This is a genomic window from Campylobacter concisus, from assembly GCF_050447445.1.
In the GTDB taxonomy this organism is placed as follows: Bacteria; Campylobacterota; Campylobacteria; order Campylobacterales; family Campylobacteraceae; genus Campylobacter_A; species Campylobacter_A concisus_BI.
Genome location: NZ_JALMFW010000001.1, coordinates 1,613,210 through 1,629,654 on the forward strand (window position 1 = coordinate 1,613,210; position 16,445 = coordinate 1,629,654).

The window sequence follows — 16,445 nt, forward strand, 5'->3', positions numbered from 1 at the left end:
TTTATATAAATTTAGCCCTCGTTTGGGGGCTAAATTATTTTTAGGTCATTTATATCTTCAAATTTGATCCTAGTTTTTACAACCATAAGAGTTTTATTTTTGAAATTTACGTCAGAGATTAGTCCACTAGCACTTGCATAGGTATAGCCGTCATGATAGCTCACATATACTTCATCAGCTGGCCTTAGCTCGCTTATCTTTTTAAAAATTTCATCGACCTTGCTCTCATCAAGCTCTAGTTTTTCGCATTTTTCTCGCTCTTTTTGTCGCAAGGCTCGCTCTAAGGTTGATAGGGGATTAAACGAGCTAAAAATTTTTGCTCTATCTTTACTCGCCACTTTTGTGCCCTCCGATCTTTTTATTTCGGTCTTGCCCAGTGGCTTCTGGTAGTAGATCGATCGCTCTTAAAACCGAGTTTTTACCAAATTTTTCTTTTATGAGATTTAGGGACTTTAAAACAGCCTTTTCTTTAGTGTCATCCTCAAAAAGACTAGAGTGAGCTAGGCTTTCTTTTGCTACGTCATTTGCACTGATGCTAATTTGCCTAATCAGCCCAACATTTTTTATCTTATTTAAGAGTAACTCTTCGGCTGAATTCATTAGTACGCTTGAGACATTTGTTGGTGTCTTAAACCGAACGCTCGCGCGTTGTAGTGGCTCGAGTTTGTCGGCAAATTTTATATTTATCGTTATTCCACTTGCCATTACTTCTTTGTTTATCATCCTAAGCGCTAGCCTATCAGCCATCTCTTTTAGTACGACTACCGCCTCGCAACGCTCGTAGTCTCTTGGTAAAATTTCAGAGCTAAAGTAGGATTTTGTGCTTGGTTTATATGCTTTTATGTCAGCTATTGTCGTTGGCTCTATGCCATTTGCGTGATCTATCATTATATAGGCATCAACTCCAAAAAATTTCTCAAGCAAGCTTCGCGGAGCATTTGCTATATCTTTCATACAAAAAATTCCATGTTTTTCCAGCTTTAGCCTAGTTTGCTTACCGATACGCCAAAAGTCATCTAGCGGTTGATGCGTCCAAAGACGCTCTTTATAAAGTTGCTCGTCTAAAAATGCAATCCCATCATCACTGTGCTTAGCCAGGATATCAAGGGCGATTTTTGCAAGGTATAAATTTGTGCCCATACCACAGGTGGCCGTCACGCCAGTAGTTTTTAAAATTTCATCCATTATCTTTTTGGCTATGGATTTTGCATCGGTATTATAAAATTTAACATAAGAAGTAAGATCGATAAAGGCCTCATCGATAGAATAGACATAGATATCATCTTTTGAGACGTATTTTAGATATATCTCATAAATCTTAGCCGCATAGTCGATGTAAAACTGCATTCTAGGTGGTGCGATGATAAATTTTATAGCCTTTGGTATTTCAAAAAGCCTGCATCTATTTTTCACACCTTTGGCTCTAAGAGCTGGGCTAACGGCTAGGCAAACACTTCCATTGCCACGACTATCGTCAGCCACGACTAGATCGGCTTTAAACGGATCAAGCCCTCGCTCTACGCACTCAACTGAGGCGTAAAAGGACTTTAGATCAATGACGGCATAAAATTTTTGTGCTTCGTTTTTCATTGGGTGATTATAGATGAAAATTAGTAAAAGTTCGTTTTTGAAAAATCGATCTTAAGGCTAAAATTTCTAATAAAAATTTTTTAGAAACAAAATAAGTAAAATGGATAAATTTTACTAGTGGAGCTAGGGTAAATGCAATGCACAACGAAGTTAATATAATTGGTTCTACTATCAAAAAAAGTAGACAATCAGGTGTTTATATTGATTTAACAGATAGAAGTGATGTAAATTTTAGCAAAGTAAAAATAAAAATGGCGAGTATATGCTTGGGGCTTTTGCTATACCAACATTTGATAACAGCAACGAAGATGCCAAAATAGATGGCAGAGTTAGAAACTATGGATTTGGTATTTTTTCAAGACTAAATTTACCACGTGATTTTTATATCGATCTCATGGCAAAAGCTGGTAGGAGTCAAACTAAGGTTGATGCGAAAGATGTGGATTATAAAATCTCAATGCCATATTACAATGCTAGCTTTGGCGTAGGCAAAAAGATAAAATTTGATAGTTTTATGCTTGATAGTGGGCTAAACTACACACTCTCTTATGTCGGTAGCGATGAGGCAGATATCGGACAAAGCACATTAAAATTTAGCAGCGTTACATCAAGCAGAGCTAAAATTTACTCAAAGATAGCCTATGATGCTGGTAAATTTAATCCTTATGGAAAAATTAGTGCTGAGTATAAATTTAACACCAAGTCAAAAATAGCAGTGATCCAAGAAGACGAGGAGATCAGCCTAACTCAAAAAGGCACAAGCTCAGAGGTTGAGGTCGGTCTAAGATATACACCAACTTATGCAACACTCATAAATTTTTGGCATAGCACAATCTTTTGGCAAAAAAGATCAAAGTAGCGCAAAACTTCAGTTTGCTTATAGGTTCTAAAAATTTAGTGGCTTTTTGGCCACTAAATTTACTTATTTTATAGATTTTAGCCGTAAATTTTCTTTAAATTTTCAAGCTTTGTGCTAGTATTTAGTAGTAACATATCGGCGATAACTAGCCTTATCATCGCGGTTGCAACGACGCTTCCTCGTATGCCTATACAAGGATCATGCCTGCCTCTTAGCTCAAAATCTACCACTTCGCCAGCTAAATTTAGTGTCTTTTGCTCTTTAAATATCGAGGGTGTAGGCTTGAAATGGCTCTTTAGTATGATATCTTCGCCACTACTTATACCGCCAAGTATGCCTCCTGCGTTGTTGCTTAAAAAGCCAAGCTCGTCCATCTCATCGTTATTTACCGACCCAAATGTCTCGCTTGCTTTTATACCAGCGCCTATCTCGACGGCTTTTACACCATTTATACCCATTAAAGCCGCCGCCAAGGCACTATCAAGCTTATCATAAAGTGGCTCTCCAAGACCAGCTGGAGCATTTTTAACTACGCTTAAAACAACTGCACCGACACTATCGTGATCATTTCTAGCTTTATTTACCACTTCTTTCATCGCTTCTTCGTTACCAAGTGCGTAAATTTGAGAATTTTTAGCAAAGTTAAAGTCTATTTTGTCGCTAAAAATTTTGCCTATACCAAGCACTCCACTTAAAATTTCTATATTAAACTCATTTAAAAGCAGCTGCGCAAAAGCCCCACCAGCTACTCTAACGGCCGTTTCTCTTGCGCTTGAGCGTCCGCCGCCTCTGTGATCTCTAAAGCCATATTTTTTGAAATATGTAAAATCAGCATGACCAGGACGGAAAATTTCACGTAAATTTTCATAGTCGTTTGACTTTTGGTTGTTGTTAAAAATGGCAAAGCCTATCGGCGCGCCGGTGCTCATGCCATCAAAGACGCCACTAAAAATTTCTATCTTATCGGCTTCATCTCTTGCGGTTGTAAAGTTGCTTTGTCCAGGGCGACGCTTGTCAAGCTCACTTTGGATAAAATCTGTATCGATCTTTAGCCCAGCTGGAAGTCCATCTATCACGCCACCGATCGCCACCCCGTGGCTCTCGCCAAAGGTTGTTAAGGTTAGTTTTTTGCCAAATGTATTCAAGCTTGTTCCTATTTTTTGATTTTTTCTAGTGCGATTTTTGCAGCTAGCTGTTGGGCTTGCTTTTTAGAGTTGCCAATGGCTCTTGAAATTTCCTCGCCATTTAGCAGCAGTGCTATCTCAAATTCTTTCTTATGATCAGGGCCTGACGTGCCGATGAGCTCGTATGTTGGTATGACACCAAGACTGGCCTGAGTGACCTCTTGAAGAGCGGTTTTGTAGTCCTTTTCGAGGTGTGCAAAGTCGATCTGTGGATAGCAAAGTTCAAGCAGAGCGATCGAAATTTCTCGCACCTTATCAAGTCCAGCCTCAAGGTAGATAGCGCCCATCACTGCCTCAAATGCGTCGCTTAAAATGCTATCTTTCTCACGACCGCCATTGTTCTCTTCAGCCGTGCTTAGCCTTAAAAATTTACCCATTTTTAGATGCCTTGCCATATTTGCAAAGCTTTTTTCATTTACAAGTGCGGCTCTTAGCTTACTCATATCGCCCTCTGCGATCTTGCTAAATTTTTTAAAAAGATACTCAGCCACGAGCAGATCCATCACCGCATCGCCCAAAAACTCGAGCCTTTCGTTATTTAGAGCCTGCTTTGTGCTCTTGTGTGTTAGCGCCTCTTCTAAAAGTGCAGTTTTTTTAAATTTATATCCAAGATTCTTTTCAAATTCTTCTAAAATTTTCATCTTTCATTCTCATCTTTTATTTTTAATGCCTCATCTCTTGCCATCTGGTCGCATTCCTCGTTTTCAGGGTGTCCAGCGTGCCCCTTAACCCAGCTTGCCACGACTTTGTGAGGCTTTGAAATTTCTAAATACTCCTGCCAAAGCTCGACATTTTTTACATTTTTAAAATTTCTCTTTTGCCAGTTAGAAAGCCACTCATTTATGCTATTTACCACGTATGAACTATCGGTAAATAGCCTCACCTCACAAGGCTCTTTTAGTGCTTTTAATCCCATTATCGCAGCTTTTAACTCCATTTGATTATTTGTCGTATATGCCTCGCCGCCACTTGCTTTTTTCTGCGCTTCGTTAAATCTCAATATATACGCCCAGCCACCAGCTCCAGGGTTTCCAAGGCACGAGCCGTCACTAAAAAGTGTTACTATCTTCACTTGGTTTTTCTGTGATGTGGGATAAAATTTTAACACTTCCTAACTCGTGGCAGACTGGACATCGGTAAAAATGCATAGGAAATGAGTTTTTGCAGCTCTTGCAAACGTAGTTAAAGCTTAGCCCAGCCGCGTCAAATTTAGCGTCTTTTAGTTTTTTGATGACGTTTAGCTCAAAGCCATAAATTTCACATGGCTCATCTATATCGCCCTTTGCGTAAAAGAGTGATTTGTACTTTGGATCGCTTAAATTTATAGGCGTTTTTAGGTTGTAAAGCAGATCGATCACATCTTCAAAACGAGCAAAATCTTTTAAATTTTCTAAATTTTCATTGTGTCTTATAAAAAGCACCAAGATCATGCGTTTTAAAAGCTCAAAATTTTGGCTAAGACGAGAGAGAACTTCTATCTTTTCATTAAAGCTTAAATTTCTATCATCAAGCGTGCTGATAGCCTTTATATAAGCTTTTTGATCTTTTACATTTACTCCAAGCTCTTCAAGCGAATTTAGTGCATAAAGTGCTTCTTTGTAGTTTTTGAGCTTCTCATCTATCATTGTCAGAAAACGAAGTGCGATGACATTTCTAGGACTTAGCTCGAGTGCCTTTTCAAAAACCTCACTAGCCTTTTTTAAAAAGCCAGCCTTAAAATAGACCTCTCCAAGCTCGTTTAGGATAAATTCTTTCTCATTTTTGTCTCTAGCTTTGCCAAGGGCGATCAGATAGATGCTAATAGACTTTTCAAAGTCGCCATTTTTGGCGAAAGTTTGCCCTAGCATACAAAGGCTTTGAGCGTCTATCTCCGGACTTTGTAGCATCTGCTTATGCTCGTCGCTTATGCCATCTTTGCTGTCAAATTTTCTTATAAATTTTTCAATGCGTTTTTTCTCATCTTTGCTTGAAAAGATACCCCAGGCATAGCTTAGCGCGGCTATCATCAATATAATGCTAAATAAAATAATAAGGCTAAATATCGGATCTCTATGCCCAATGAAAAAAATATCCACGCTCATACTTTGTAATAAGATTTTACTTTAATTATAACAAAGCAGTTGTATAATTTTGCTTATGATAGATCCAAAATCCATTGAAAAGCTTAAAAATCAAATCGATATCGTTGACATTATAGAGCACTTTGTGCCAGTCAAAAAAATGGGAGCAAACTACAAATGCGTCTGCCCATTTCATGACGACAAAAATCCTAGTATGAGCATAAGTCAAAGCAGGCAAATTTTTCACTGTTTTGCTTGTAAGGCTGGCGGAGATGCGATTAAATTTGTAATGGATTATGAGAAGCTTACCTATCCAGAAGCTATCGAGAGAATAGCTAGCCTTGTAAATTTTAGCCTTGAATACACAAGCGATAAACTTCCAACACAAAAAGAAAATAAGCACATTTTAGAAAAGGTAAATGCCTTTTATAGGAGCGAATTTTTCAAGCATGAAGCCGCTGTGAGGTATATATATTCACGTGGCATAAATGATGCGATGATCGAGAAATTTGAGCTTGGTTGGGCTGGGGATAGTGCTAGTACTATTAGGCTTTTACAAAATGAAAATATCGAGCCAAAAGAGGCACTTGAGGTCGGTATCGTAAAGCAAAATGAGAAGGGAATTTATGCTAGTTTTATCGAGCGTATTACATTTCCCATATATGCACATACGGCAAAATTAGTTGGCTTTGGTGGTAGAACGATCTCGGATCATCCTGCAAAATATGTAAATTCTCCTCAAAGCATAGTTTTTGACAAGTCAAAGCTACTTTACGGCTACCACTTAGCTAGGCAAAGCATCTTTGAAAAGAAGCAGATCATCATCACAGAGGGTTATTTAGATGTCATCATGCTTCATTTTGCAGGCTTTACAAACGCTGTTGCCGTACTTGGAACCGCACTTACAACTAATCACTTACCACTTTTAAAAAGAGGAGAGATAAGTGTAGTTCTTTGTTTTGATGGTGATGGAGCTGGTATAGGTGCAGCTATAAAATCATCTCGCCTTTTGGTTCAAAACGAGATAGACGGAAGTGTTGTTATCATAAAAGATGGTGCAGACCCTGCAGATATGGTTTTTGCAGGTAGAAGCGACGAGCTAAAAGAGATGTTTGGTTCTGGTACTGAACTTGGAGAGTTTTACATCGAGCAAATTGCCAAGAAATACGACATATCACGCCCAGTACAAAAGCAAAAGTGTTTAGAAGAGATAGTGGAATTTACAAATTCTCTAAAGCCAATAATCGCAAAAAGTTATGAGTCGTTAGTCGCAAATTTGCTCAAAATAGAGCTAAATACTTTTAGCCTTCATGGGCAAAGATATATAAATAGACAAGATCAAAATTTTACAAATGCTGCAACAACAAATAAGCAAACGGCTCAAAAAAAAGATAAAACTGATATTTTAGAATTTAGTGTTTTAAAGAGCATGCTAGCAAATAAAAATTACGAAGCTATCGTTTTAAACGAGCTTGAGGAGAAATTCTTCTTGCACCATAAAGATTATTTTCAGGCTGTTTTATTGCCAAATATTGAAGATAATGCGGTGCTTGTTAGAGAAATTTATGTTGATGAGAGCTCAAATATAGCTTCTAGTGAAGATAGCCTTAAAGAGGCCATTTTAAAGCTAAAACTAAAATACTATGAGAAGTTTCGCGAAGATACTAGAAAATCACAAAAACCAAATAAAATCGAAATAATGCAAAAAATTTCAGAGATCATTAAAGGCTTACATAACAAGCTACAAAAAAATTAGATTTCAAAATTTAACACTTATTCAGCTTTAAATCATAAAACTAAATGTAAAATGTTCAAAGTAATAAATGTTTTTAAGATTAGTTTTATTTTTAAGGATTTATTATGATAAATTTTAAAAGATTTGAGGCGAATTTTAATGCTATAAGCAGATTTGGAGCATTAAAAGGTGGAGGGCTAACAAGGCTTGCATTTAGCAAAGAAGACTTGGAAGCTAGAAATTTTCTTATAAATTTAATAGAAGAAAATGGCTTTAAACTTAAAATTGACAATGTTGGCAATATCTTTGCCGTCTATGATGATGGCTGTGATCAAGGTGAGAAGCCAGCTTGCGTAGGCTCTCACATAGATAGCGTGCCAAATGGCGGCTTTTATGATGGTACGCTTGGCGTTATGGCTGGACTTGAAGCATTAACCTCGATAAAAGAAGCTGGCATTAAACTAAAGCGTCCGCTTTGGCTGATTAACTTTTGCTGCGAAGAGTCAAGTCGGTTTAAGACAGCAACTATCGGAAGTAAAATAATAAGCGGCAAACTTGGTTTGCAAAGGCTTCATGAGCTAAAAGATGAAGATGGTATCTCGCTCTTTGAGGCGATGAGTAAATTTGGACTTGAGCCACAAAATTTAAATGATTCTATTTTAAAAGAACACTCACTTCATTCATATTTAGAACTTCACATTGAACAAGGTCCAGTGCTTGAGCGAAGTGATATAAGCGTTGGTATAGTAAGCGGTATTGCTGCTCCTATTAGATTTGAGATTATTATTCATGGTAAGGCAGATCACAGCGGTGCAACTCCGATGAATATGCGAAATGACGCCCTACTCGCTGCTTCACACATAATAATCGCTGCAAATAAATTTGCTAAAAACAAAAAAACGGCTGTAGCAACCGTTGGCTACGCTCATGCAAAACCAGGCGTTTTAAACGTCGTGCCAGGTGAGGCGAGGCTTGGAGTTGATCTAAGAGATATAGACAAAGCGAGCTTAGAAGAGCTAAATTTAGAGCTTAGAAATTTTATAAAAGAGCTAAGCGGTGAGCTAAATTTTAGTTATGAGATAAGAGAATTAAGTAGTGATGAGCCAGTAAAACTTAGTGAGCATGCTATAAATTTACTAAGCGAAGAGGCTGCTAAACTTGGCATAAAAACGCTTACTTTGCCAAGCGGAGCTGGACACGATGCGATGAATCTAACAAAACTTGCAAGTAGCGTTGGCATGCTTTTTATACCTTGCGTTGGTGGCATAAGTCACAATATAGCAGAGGCTATAAATTTTGATGATGCTTTCAAAGCTACACAAATTTTAACAAATGCACTAATTAAACTATCAAATGAATAAGGAGAAACCTATGGATAAGATAGCAAATTTGGCTCTTTCTTTAAAAGATGAGCTTATTAAAGATCGCAGGTATTTTCACTCACATCCTGAGACTGGCTGGTTTACATTTTTTACAACCGCTGTGCTAGCCAAGAGGCTTAGTGATCTTGGTTATGAAATAAGCCTTGGTGACAAAGTCGTTAAAGCTGATGCAAGACTTGGCCTTGGCTCAAAAGAGCAATGCGAAAAAGCAATAGAAAGAGCCAAAAAACTCCTAAGTCCTGAAGAGGCAAAATATCTTCCTTATATGAAAGATGGCCTAACTGGCCTAACTGCCTTTATAGATACGAAAAGGCCTGGTAAATTTACAGCATTTAGATTTGACATTGATAGTGTTGATGTGACAGAGAGCGACGAGCTTACTCATAGACCTTATAAAGAGGGTTTTGGCTCAGATATCGCTGGTATCACGCATGCTTGCGGGCATGATGGTCACATGTCAATAGGCCTTGGTGTGGCAAAACTTATAGCTGAAAATTTAGATGAGTTTAACGGCAAATTTAAATTTATCTTCCAAACAGCAGAAGAAGGTACAAGAGGAGCTGTGGCTATGGAAGCTGCTGGTGTGCTTGATGGCATAGAGTATCTATTAGGCGGTCACATCGGCTTTCAAGCAAAAACCAATAGAGGCATCATCTGTGGGACAAATAAACTACTTGCAACTTCAAAATTTGACGTACATATCACTGGTCGTTCAGCTCACGCAGCAGGTGCACCACAAGATGGCGCAAATGCACTTTTAGCTGCATCTCAAATGGCGTTAAGCATGCATGGCATCACAAGACATGCAAAAGGCGTGACTAGGATAAACGTAGGCGTTTTAAAAGCAGGTGAAGGCAGAAACGTCATAGCACCAAACGGCTATCTAGCTTGCGAAACAAGAGGCGAAGACACAAATTTAAATGATTTTATGTATGAAAGATGCATGGATATCGTTAAAGGTGTGAGTGAAATTTATGGCGTAGAGAGTAAAGTCGTAAAAACTGGCGGTACAAACGGAGCCGATAGCGACAAAGAAGTAACTGAAATTTTCTATGAAGCTGCAAAGCAAAGTCCATTTATAGATGATGACAATATCGTAAAAGAGCTTGATTTTGGTGCTTGTGAAGATTTTGCTCATTTTATGAGAGCTTTGCAAGATAGGGGCGCAAAGAGCGGATATATGATGATCGGCACAAATTTAAAAGCAGGCCATCACAACTGTAAATTCGACTTTGATGAGGAGTGTTTGGTGGCTGGGGTTGATGTCTATCTAAGATCTGCTTACAAATTAAATGGAGTAAAAAAATGAAAAATGCTTTACTAATCAGTGCTTCAAGCTATCAAGATACTGGCTATTTAAGGCACTGCAAAAACTGGGTTAAGGAATTTTTAGGTGAATGTGGCAAGGAAGAAATTTTATTTATCCCTTACGCTGGAGTTAGGCGAACAAATGACGAGTATGAGCAAAAAGTAATTGATAGATTAAAAAATAGCAATATAAAATCAATCCATCACTACGAGGATAAAATTTCAGCTATCAAAAATGCTAGAAGCATCGCAGTTGGCGGAGGAAATACCTTTATGCTGCTTTACATGCTTTATAAGCTAAATTTAGTCGAGCCTATAAAAGAAGCTGTGGCAAATGGCGCAAAGTATTTTGGCTGGTCAGCTGGCGCAAACATAGCTGGCAAGACGATGATGACGACAAATGATATGCCTATCATTATGCCAAAGTCATTTGATAGTCTAAATATCTTTCCTCATCAGATAAATCCGCACTTCATAAGTGGCAAGCTAGCAGGCCATAACGGCGAGAGCAGGGAGGAGAGATTGGAGGAATTTTTAATAGCTAATCCAAAAGAGACTATCTACGCTTTGCCTGAAGGCACGGCTTTGCTCATAGAGGGTAGCGAGGCCCAGGCCATAGGACACAGTGAAATTTTAAAATTTGAGTATCAAAAAGAGATAGAAAAAATAGAAGTTGGAACTAAATTTAAAATCTAAGCAAGGAGAGAGGTATGGAAACATTTAAGCTAATTGCTGCCATTCTTGGCATCGCAGCTGTTGTAGCACTTCTTGTCTTAAAAAAAGAGACAAGAACGGTGCTAATAGGTGTTGGTTTGGTGCTTTGTATAATCGCACTAAAACCAATGGGGGCACTAAGCGCTTTTACTGACTATATGACTAAAGCAGGGCTTATAAAAGCGATTTGTGCTAGTATGGGTTTTGCATTTGTTATGAAATACACAATGTGTGATAAACACCTTGTTGCGCTTCTTACAAAGCCACTTAAAAATGTAGGCTTTATCTTGATCCCCGCAACAACCGTGCTAACTTATTTTATAAATATCGCTATCCCTTCAGCTGCAGGATGCTCCGCCGCTGTTGGTGCGACACTTATACCACTTCTTATGGCTTCAGGTATCCGCCCAGCTATGGCTGGTGCTGCTGTTTTTGCAGGGACATTTGGTGGAGTTTTAAGCCCAGGATCGGCTCACAACGTCTATGTGGCTGACCTTGTTAAAAAGACGGTTGAAGGCTACACAGTTCAAGATGTCATAAAAGTACAAATTCCAAGTGCATTTACTGCTCTTGTTATCGTAGTGATCGCGTTAGTTGTTGTTGCGATACTGCTTAAAGACTATCAAAAAAATACAAATTTCACTCTTGAAAGTAGTACTGCTAGCGAAGAGAAACCGCTATTTAAAGTAAATTTCATCTACGCTATTATGCCTCTAGTTCCACTTGTTATCTTGGTTATTGGCGGAACAAGCCTTGCAAAAGATTATAGCTTTCTTGCATGGACAAAGATGGGCGTTGCTGAGGCGATGATACTAGGTGCTATCATAGCTATTTTTGCTACGCTTACAAATCCGCAAAAGATCACAAAAGAATTTTTTAACGGAATGGGCCACGCTTATGCTGATGTTATGGGCATCATCATCGCAGCTGGTGTTTTTGTCGCTGGTTTAAAGGCATGTGGAGCCGTTGATGTGGTCATCGCATGGCTAAAAACAGATCAAAGTTACGTTAAATTTGGCGGAACATTTGTGCCATTTATCATGGGTATAGTTACAGGTTCAGGCGACGCTGCTACATTTGCATTTAATGAAGCCGTCACAACAAACGCCGCTGCACTTGGCTTTGAACAAGATAAGCTTGGTATGGCAGCAGCTATTGCTGGTGCTTTAGGTAGATCGGCTTCCCCGATTGCCGGTGCTGCTATCGTTTGTGCAGGCATTGCGATGGTTAGTCCAGTTGAAATCGCTAAAAGAACATTTTTAGGGATGTTTGTCTCTGTTGTAGCGATTGCATTTTTTGTCATCTAAAAGGATGAAAAATGGATATCGTAGAGAGATTTTTAAACTACACAAAATTTAACACCACAACAAATAAAGAAAATGGGTTAAAAGGTGTCATGCCTTCTAACCCAACCGAGTATGAGCTGGCTAAGTTTTTAAAAGAAGAGCTTGGCTCGCTAGGCATAAAAGATATCATTTTGCAAGACAATGCTATCTTGATAGCAAAAATTCCTGCAAACTGCGAAAATGCTCCAAGTATCGCCTTTTTTGGGCACTTAGATACAAGTAGTGAGCAAAAAAATGATACCAAAGCTAAAATCGTAAAATACACAGGTGGCGACATTTGCTTAAACGAAGAGCAGAGAATTTATCTAAAATTTAGCGACAATCCAGAGCTTAAAAAATACGTTGGCGATGAGATAGTCGTGACTGACGGCACTAGCTTGCTTGGAGCTGATGATAAGGCTGCGATTGCTAGCATCGTAAATATGGCTAGCTACTTTATGCAAAATCCTGATGTAAAGCACGGCAAGATCGTGATCTGCTTCGTGCCTGATGAGGAGCAGGGCTTGCTTGGCGCAAAAGCACTTGATGTAAATTTGCTTGGAGCTGATTTTGGTTACTGCTTAGACTGCTGTGAGATAGGCGAGCTAATATATGAAAACTGGAATGCGGCTGACTGCACGATGGTCTTTAAAGGCGTTTCGGCCCATCCGATGAATGCAAAGGGCAAGCTTGTAAATTCGCTACTTCTTGCGCATAAATTTATCTCGCTTTTGCCAGGCGGCGAAGTGCCAGAGTGCACCGAGGGCAAAGAGGGCTATTTTTGGGTAAAAGAGCTTAGCGGAAACAGCGCAAAAACGACGCTCAAGATCGACATAAGAGAATTTGACGAGGCGAAATTTCAAAAAAGGCTTGAGTTTTTAAGCGATATGGCAAATTCTTTTAACAAAATTTATGGAGAGCGTTGCGAAATCACGCTAAAAACACGCTATGAAAATGTCTTTAAATTTTTAAAAGATGAAAACTCACTGCCTATAAAATTAGCAAAAGATGCCTTTAGTGAGCTAAATATCACGCCAAATATAAAGCCTATGCGTGGTGGATATGACGGCGCTGTGATATCTGCAAAAGGTGTGCCAACGCTAAATTTATTCACAGGGGCAAATAACTTTCACTCCGTCTTCGAGTATTTGCCAGTTAGCAGTCTAAAAGCCGCGAGCGAAGTCATCAAAAAAATCGTAATTAACGCTGCTAAATAAACTTCATAAAAGCCTAGATTTAGTAAATTTAGGCTTTAAATTTTACTTTCAGGATAAAAATGAAGGCTTTAGCTTTATTTAGCGGAGGGCTTGATAGCATGCTCTCAATGAAATTAATAAGCGATCAAAACATTGAAGTAGTCGCACTTTATATGGATACTGGATTTGGTGCGGATGAGAAAAAGCACGAGATATTAAGAAAGCGTGCGGCTATGGCTGGGGCAAGCTTAAAGGTCGTTGATCTACGAAATGAATATCTTCGTGATGTGCTTTTTAACCCAAAATACGGTTACGGCAAACAGTTTAACCCATGTATTGACTGCCATGGATATATGTTTAAAACAGCTCTTAATATGCTAAAAAGCGAAAATGCAAATTTTATAATCACAGGTGAAGTAGTGGGACAAAGGCCGATGAGCCAGCGCAGAGATGCACTTTTCCAGGTTAAACGTCTAGCTGATGATGAGGACGATCTAGTGCTTCGTCCGATGTGCGCCAAGCTTCTACCGCCAACAAAGCCTGAGCGTGAGGGCTGGGTCGATAGAGAGAAGCTACTTGGCATAAGTGGGCGTGATAGAAAGCCGCAGCTTGCTTTGGCAAAGGAATTTGGCTTTGATGACTTTGCAACGCCTGGGGGCGGATGTTTGCTAACGATCGAGAGCTTTGCTGTGAAGATAAAGGATTATCTAAATTTTGATAAAGAGATGCGAGATATCGATGTAACGTGGCTAAAGCTTGGTAGGCATCTGCGCTTGCCAGATGGTGCTAAAATGATAATAGGACGTGACGAGAGCGATAATAACGCACTTTTAGCACATCCAAACGATAAATTTGATCAGGTAAAATTTAAAGAGAGCGATGACATCGTGGGAGCTGTTAGTTTTATAAGTAAAAATGCTAGTAAAGCTGATAAAGAGTTAGCTGCAAGGCTCGCAATTGCTTATACAAAAGCAAGCAAAGAAAATGAATTTGAGGTTAGCATTGCTGGCGAGAAATTTAGCATCACACCTGAGGATAAATCTCTAGCTCAAAATTATTTCGTAAAATAGATATTTTATCGATTCTTGGTGCTTTTACTTTGTGTTTGTAGATAAAGATGGTTTTTATCTACAAATAAGTTTAAAAATTATATAATCCGAAACTTATTTTAAAGTGTCACGGTAGCTCAGCTGGTTAGAGCGCTGGTCTCATAAGCCGGAGGTCGGGAGTTCAAGTCTCCCCCGTGACACCATAAATACCTAAACTACGATGTTTCTACAATATTATATTGCAGTCACCTTTCATAAAATATAGCTTAATGTTTGTAGCAAAATAAAATTTTATGTAGCAAATTTTTAAGCTTGCAGTAATTTTAACACGTTTTTTTGTAAAATTTTAAAAAACAAGTAAAAATTTTTTAACGAATCATCTACTATGATATAATCTGTCACTCTACTGGGTTAAATTTTTATCATGACTTAAATAAAATGAGTATTGATGTATAGTAGAAATGGCGCTTGTAGCTATTGAATATGGGCTAAAAAATATTTTTGATGATTATGATTCATTCATATCTCCTAGCAATAAAACACAAAATAGAGATAGGCTACATAAGCATCACGAGATCCTGCGCGTGGTCAAATACTGGCTGCCATTTATAAAGATAAAAGATCCAGAATATCTAAAGGCAAAATTTGAGAATTTGCTTGGAGAGTATTTGGTGCGCAATTGATGATGATGCAATAATTTTTATTTGGTAATTTTAAGATATTTGTTTTGATTCCTCATATAAATACTAGCATTAAGTAATTTATAAGTATTTTTATGCTATACAATCAATTATAAGCAAAAACCCCTTGATATATCGTGCTTTTTAAAACATAAAATCATTTTTTTATTCTACTTACTATCAAATTCATTGACTCGACTATAAAAAAAAGATTATAATGCTCACAATTTTTAAAAATATATTAATTAAAAAAGGAACCAGCATGAATAAAACTAATTAAAAGTAGAGGTTCTATTTAAGTATTTAATTAAAGAGAACCCCTACGATAAGTTGCGAGAACCCTTATTGTAATCGTTCTCTACTTTTAAACTACTTAAATAAAAACCTTATCAACAACTACCATATCAAAATAAAAGGCACACTATAGGTATGTCCATTTGGTGAGATGGCTATTACTGTCTCTTGATTTTTTAAATGGCAAAAAGGAGAAAAAATGCCAAATAAAAAAATAATTTTAAATGATTTAAAGGCTATTAGAAAAAATAAAACAAAACAGGAGATTAAACAAGTATGCCTTGAAGTCTTGTTTCCACAACAAGCTACAATCAAAGAGTGTAGGCTAGTAATCGAAGGTCGTTTTAACATCAAGCTATCAAATAAGGAGTTTTCTAAATGGAGGAAAGAGTATGATGCAAAAGACACACATCAATCCTCTCATGCATATCATATTCCAGAGTCCAAAGAAGACAAGAAAGAAAGTGAGGAACTAAGCAATGGCGTTAACAATCAAGAGTAGTGATACAGCAGTTGCGGCAAATGCCTTAATTGCACTACAAAAACATGTTGAAATGGGCAATAAGGTTAGTGAAAATATTAGAAATAATATTGAGCTTTTTAATAAAACTGCGGATAGTTTTAATGGAGATTTTGAAGAAAAAATAGAGCTAATAGAGCAAGGAGGTGCTGAACTTATAAATGCAACAAAAGAGGTCCAAAACAATTTTCAAAAAACTCTAAAAAGTGCAGATAAAACTATATTAGAAATTAACTCATCTTTTAGCTCCTTGATGAAAAAGATAGTATATGCATTAATTGCTTTTTTGTTTATAGAAGCGACCTTCTTTTTTTGCTACTTGTTTTATGATAACCATAAGACAAATGAAAACAAATCTGCACTACAAAATAGGCTAGATAAAGCACTTTATGATGTGTCTAATCTTAAAGGTTTTATTATCCATATCTACAACCAAGATAGCCAAAAAGCTAGTGAAGATTTTACTAAATGGCTAAACAAAAATGGTGACGGCAATGTTCAGTAGTAAGCAAATTTTTCTAATAGCAAGACACATACAATGTATGACAC

General features: G+C 37.8%; 17 protein-coding genes and 1 tRNA gene. 12 read left to right on the forward strand and 6 right to left on the reverse strand.

The genetic code is table 11. From position 1 onward, the window contains the following. Positions 1–29 precede the first annotated feature (29 nt). Positions 30–338: a YolD-like family protein gene (locus MTT30_RS08390; RefSeq protein WP_429801629.1), complete on the reverse strand. Its 309-nt coding sequence runs from the start codon at positions 336–338 to the stop codon at positions 30–32. Next, a complete protein-coding gene (locus MTT30_RS08395) occupies positions 328–1,590 on the reverse strand; it encodes a DNA repair protein (RefSeq protein ID WP_429801630.1) in 1,263 nt (420 codons plus the stop codon). Before MTT30_RS08395 ends, MTT30_RS08390 begins: the two co-directional genes overlap by 11 nt. A 262-nt stretch (positions 1,591–1,852) precedes the next feature. On the opposite strand from MTT30_RS08395, the gene MTT30_RS08400 reads away from it, so the two are divergent. After that, complete coding sequence (locus tag MTT30_RS08400) at positions 1,853–2,449, forward strand: autotransporter domain-containing protein (RefSeq protein ID WP_429801631.1); 597 nt, start codon at positions 1,853–1,855, stop codon at positions 2,447–2,449. A 77-nt stretch (positions 2,450–2,526) separates the two neighbouring features. Here MTT30_RS08400 and aroC read toward each other — a convergent pair whose 3' ends face one another. Genes aroC through MTT30_RS08420 form a run of 4 tightly spaced genes read right to left on the reverse strand, consistent with a single transcriptional unit; the run spans position 2,527 to position 5,714 of the window. Continuing rightward, complete coding sequence (gene aroC, locus MTT30_RS08405; RefSeq protein WP_429801632.1) at positions 2,527–3,594, reverse strand: chorismate synthase; 1,068 nt, start codon at positions 3,592–3,594, stop codon at positions 2,527–2,529. A gap of 8 nt (positions 3,595–3,602) precedes the next feature. Beyond that, positions 3,603–4,274: a ribonuclease III gene (gene rnc, locus MTT30_RS08410; RefSeq protein ID WP_429801633.1), complete on the reverse strand. Its 672-nt coding sequence runs from the start codon at positions 4,272–4,274 to the stop codon at positions 3,603–3,605. Continuing rightward, a complete protein-coding gene (gene rnhA, locus MTT30_RS08415; RefSeq protein WP_021090299.1) occupies positions 4,271–4,705 on the reverse strand; it encodes a ribonuclease HI in 435 nt (144 codons plus the stop codon). The genes rnc and rnhA overlap by 4 nt, the downstream gene beginning before the upstream one ends. After that, entirely contained in the window at positions 4,683–5,714 is a 1,032-nt protein-coding gene (locus MTT30_RS08420) for a tetratricopeptide repeat protein (protein ID WP_232524590.1), read from the reverse strand. The genes rnhA and MTT30_RS08420 overlap by 23 nt, the downstream gene beginning before the upstream one ends. Positions 5,715–5,769: 55 nt before the next feature. On the opposite strand from MTT30_RS08420, the gene dnaG reads away from it, so the two are divergent. The 11 genes from dnaG (at position 5,770) to MTT30_RS08475 (ending at position 16,401) form a co-directional block, all read left to right on the forward strand. Continuing rightward, entirely contained in the window at positions 5,770–7,449 is a 1,680-nt protein-coding gene (gene dnaG / locus MTT30_RS08425; protein ID WP_429801826.1) for a DNA primase, read from the forward strand. A 104-nt stretch (positions 7,450–7,553) separates the two neighbouring features. Next, on the forward strand, positions 7,554–8,789 hold the full coding sequence (locus tag MTT30_RS08430) for a M20 family metallo-hydrolase (RefSeq protein WP_429801634.1): 1,236 nt from the start codon (positions 7,554–7,556) through the stop codon (positions 8,787–8,789). 10 nt (positions 8,790–8,799) lie between these two features. Beyond that, complete coding sequence (locus MTT30_RS08435; RefSeq protein WP_429801635.1) at positions 8,800–10,119, forward strand: amidohydrolase; 1,320 nt, start codon at positions 8,800–8,802, stop codon at positions 10,117–10,119. Beyond that, entirely contained in the window at positions 10,116–10,814 is a 699-nt protein-coding gene (gene pepE, locus MTT30_RS08440) for a dipeptidase PepE (RefSeq protein ID WP_429801636.1), read from the forward strand. Before MTT30_RS08435 ends, pepE begins: the two co-directional genes overlap by 4 nt. A 14-nt stretch (positions 10,815–10,828) precedes the next feature. Then, positions 10,829–12,139, forward strand: a complete 1,311-nt coding sequence (dcuC, locus tag MTT30_RS08445) for a C4-dicarboxylate transporter DcuC (RefSeq protein WP_149719691.1) — start codon at positions 10,829–10,831, stop codon at positions 12,137–12,139. Positions 12,140–12,150: 11 nt separating this feature from the next. Beyond that, positions 12,151–13,374 (forward strand): peptidase T, encoded by a 1,224-nt coding sequence (pepT, locus tag MTT30_RS08450; protein ID WP_429801637.1) that lies wholly within the window; start codon positions 12,151–12,153, stop codon positions 13,372–13,374. Between the two features lie 59 nt (positions 13,375–13,433). Continuing rightward, positions 13,434–14,423, forward strand: a complete 990-nt coding sequence (locus tag MTT30_RS08455; RefSeq protein ID WP_429801638.1) for an argininosuccinate synthase domain-containing protein — start codon at positions 13,434–13,436, stop codon at positions 14,421–14,423. Positions 14,424–14,528: 105 nt separating this feature from the next. Next, positions 14,529–14,605 (forward strand) — tRNA-Met (locus tag MTT30_RS08460). Positions 14,606–14,863: 258 nt separating this feature from the next. Beyond that, positions 14,864–15,085, forward strand: coding sequence for a hypothetical protein (locus MTT30_RS08465; RefSeq protein ID WP_429801639.1), 222 nt, complete (start codon positions 14,864–14,866; stop codon positions 15,083–15,085). A 490-nt stretch (positions 15,086–15,575) separates the two neighbouring features. After that, on the forward strand, positions 15,576–15,878 hold the full coding sequence (locus tag MTT30_RS08470) for a hypothetical protein (protein WP_429801640.1): 303 nt from the start codon (positions 15,576–15,578) through the stop codon (positions 15,876–15,878). After that, complete coding sequence (locus MTT30_RS08475) at positions 15,856–16,401, forward strand: hypothetical protein (RefSeq protein WP_429801641.1); 546 nt, start codon at positions 15,856–15,858, stop codon at positions 16,399–16,401. Before MTT30_RS08470 ends, MTT30_RS08475 begins: the two co-directional genes overlap by 23 nt. The last annotated feature ends 44 nt before the right edge of the window (positions 16,402–16,445 follow it).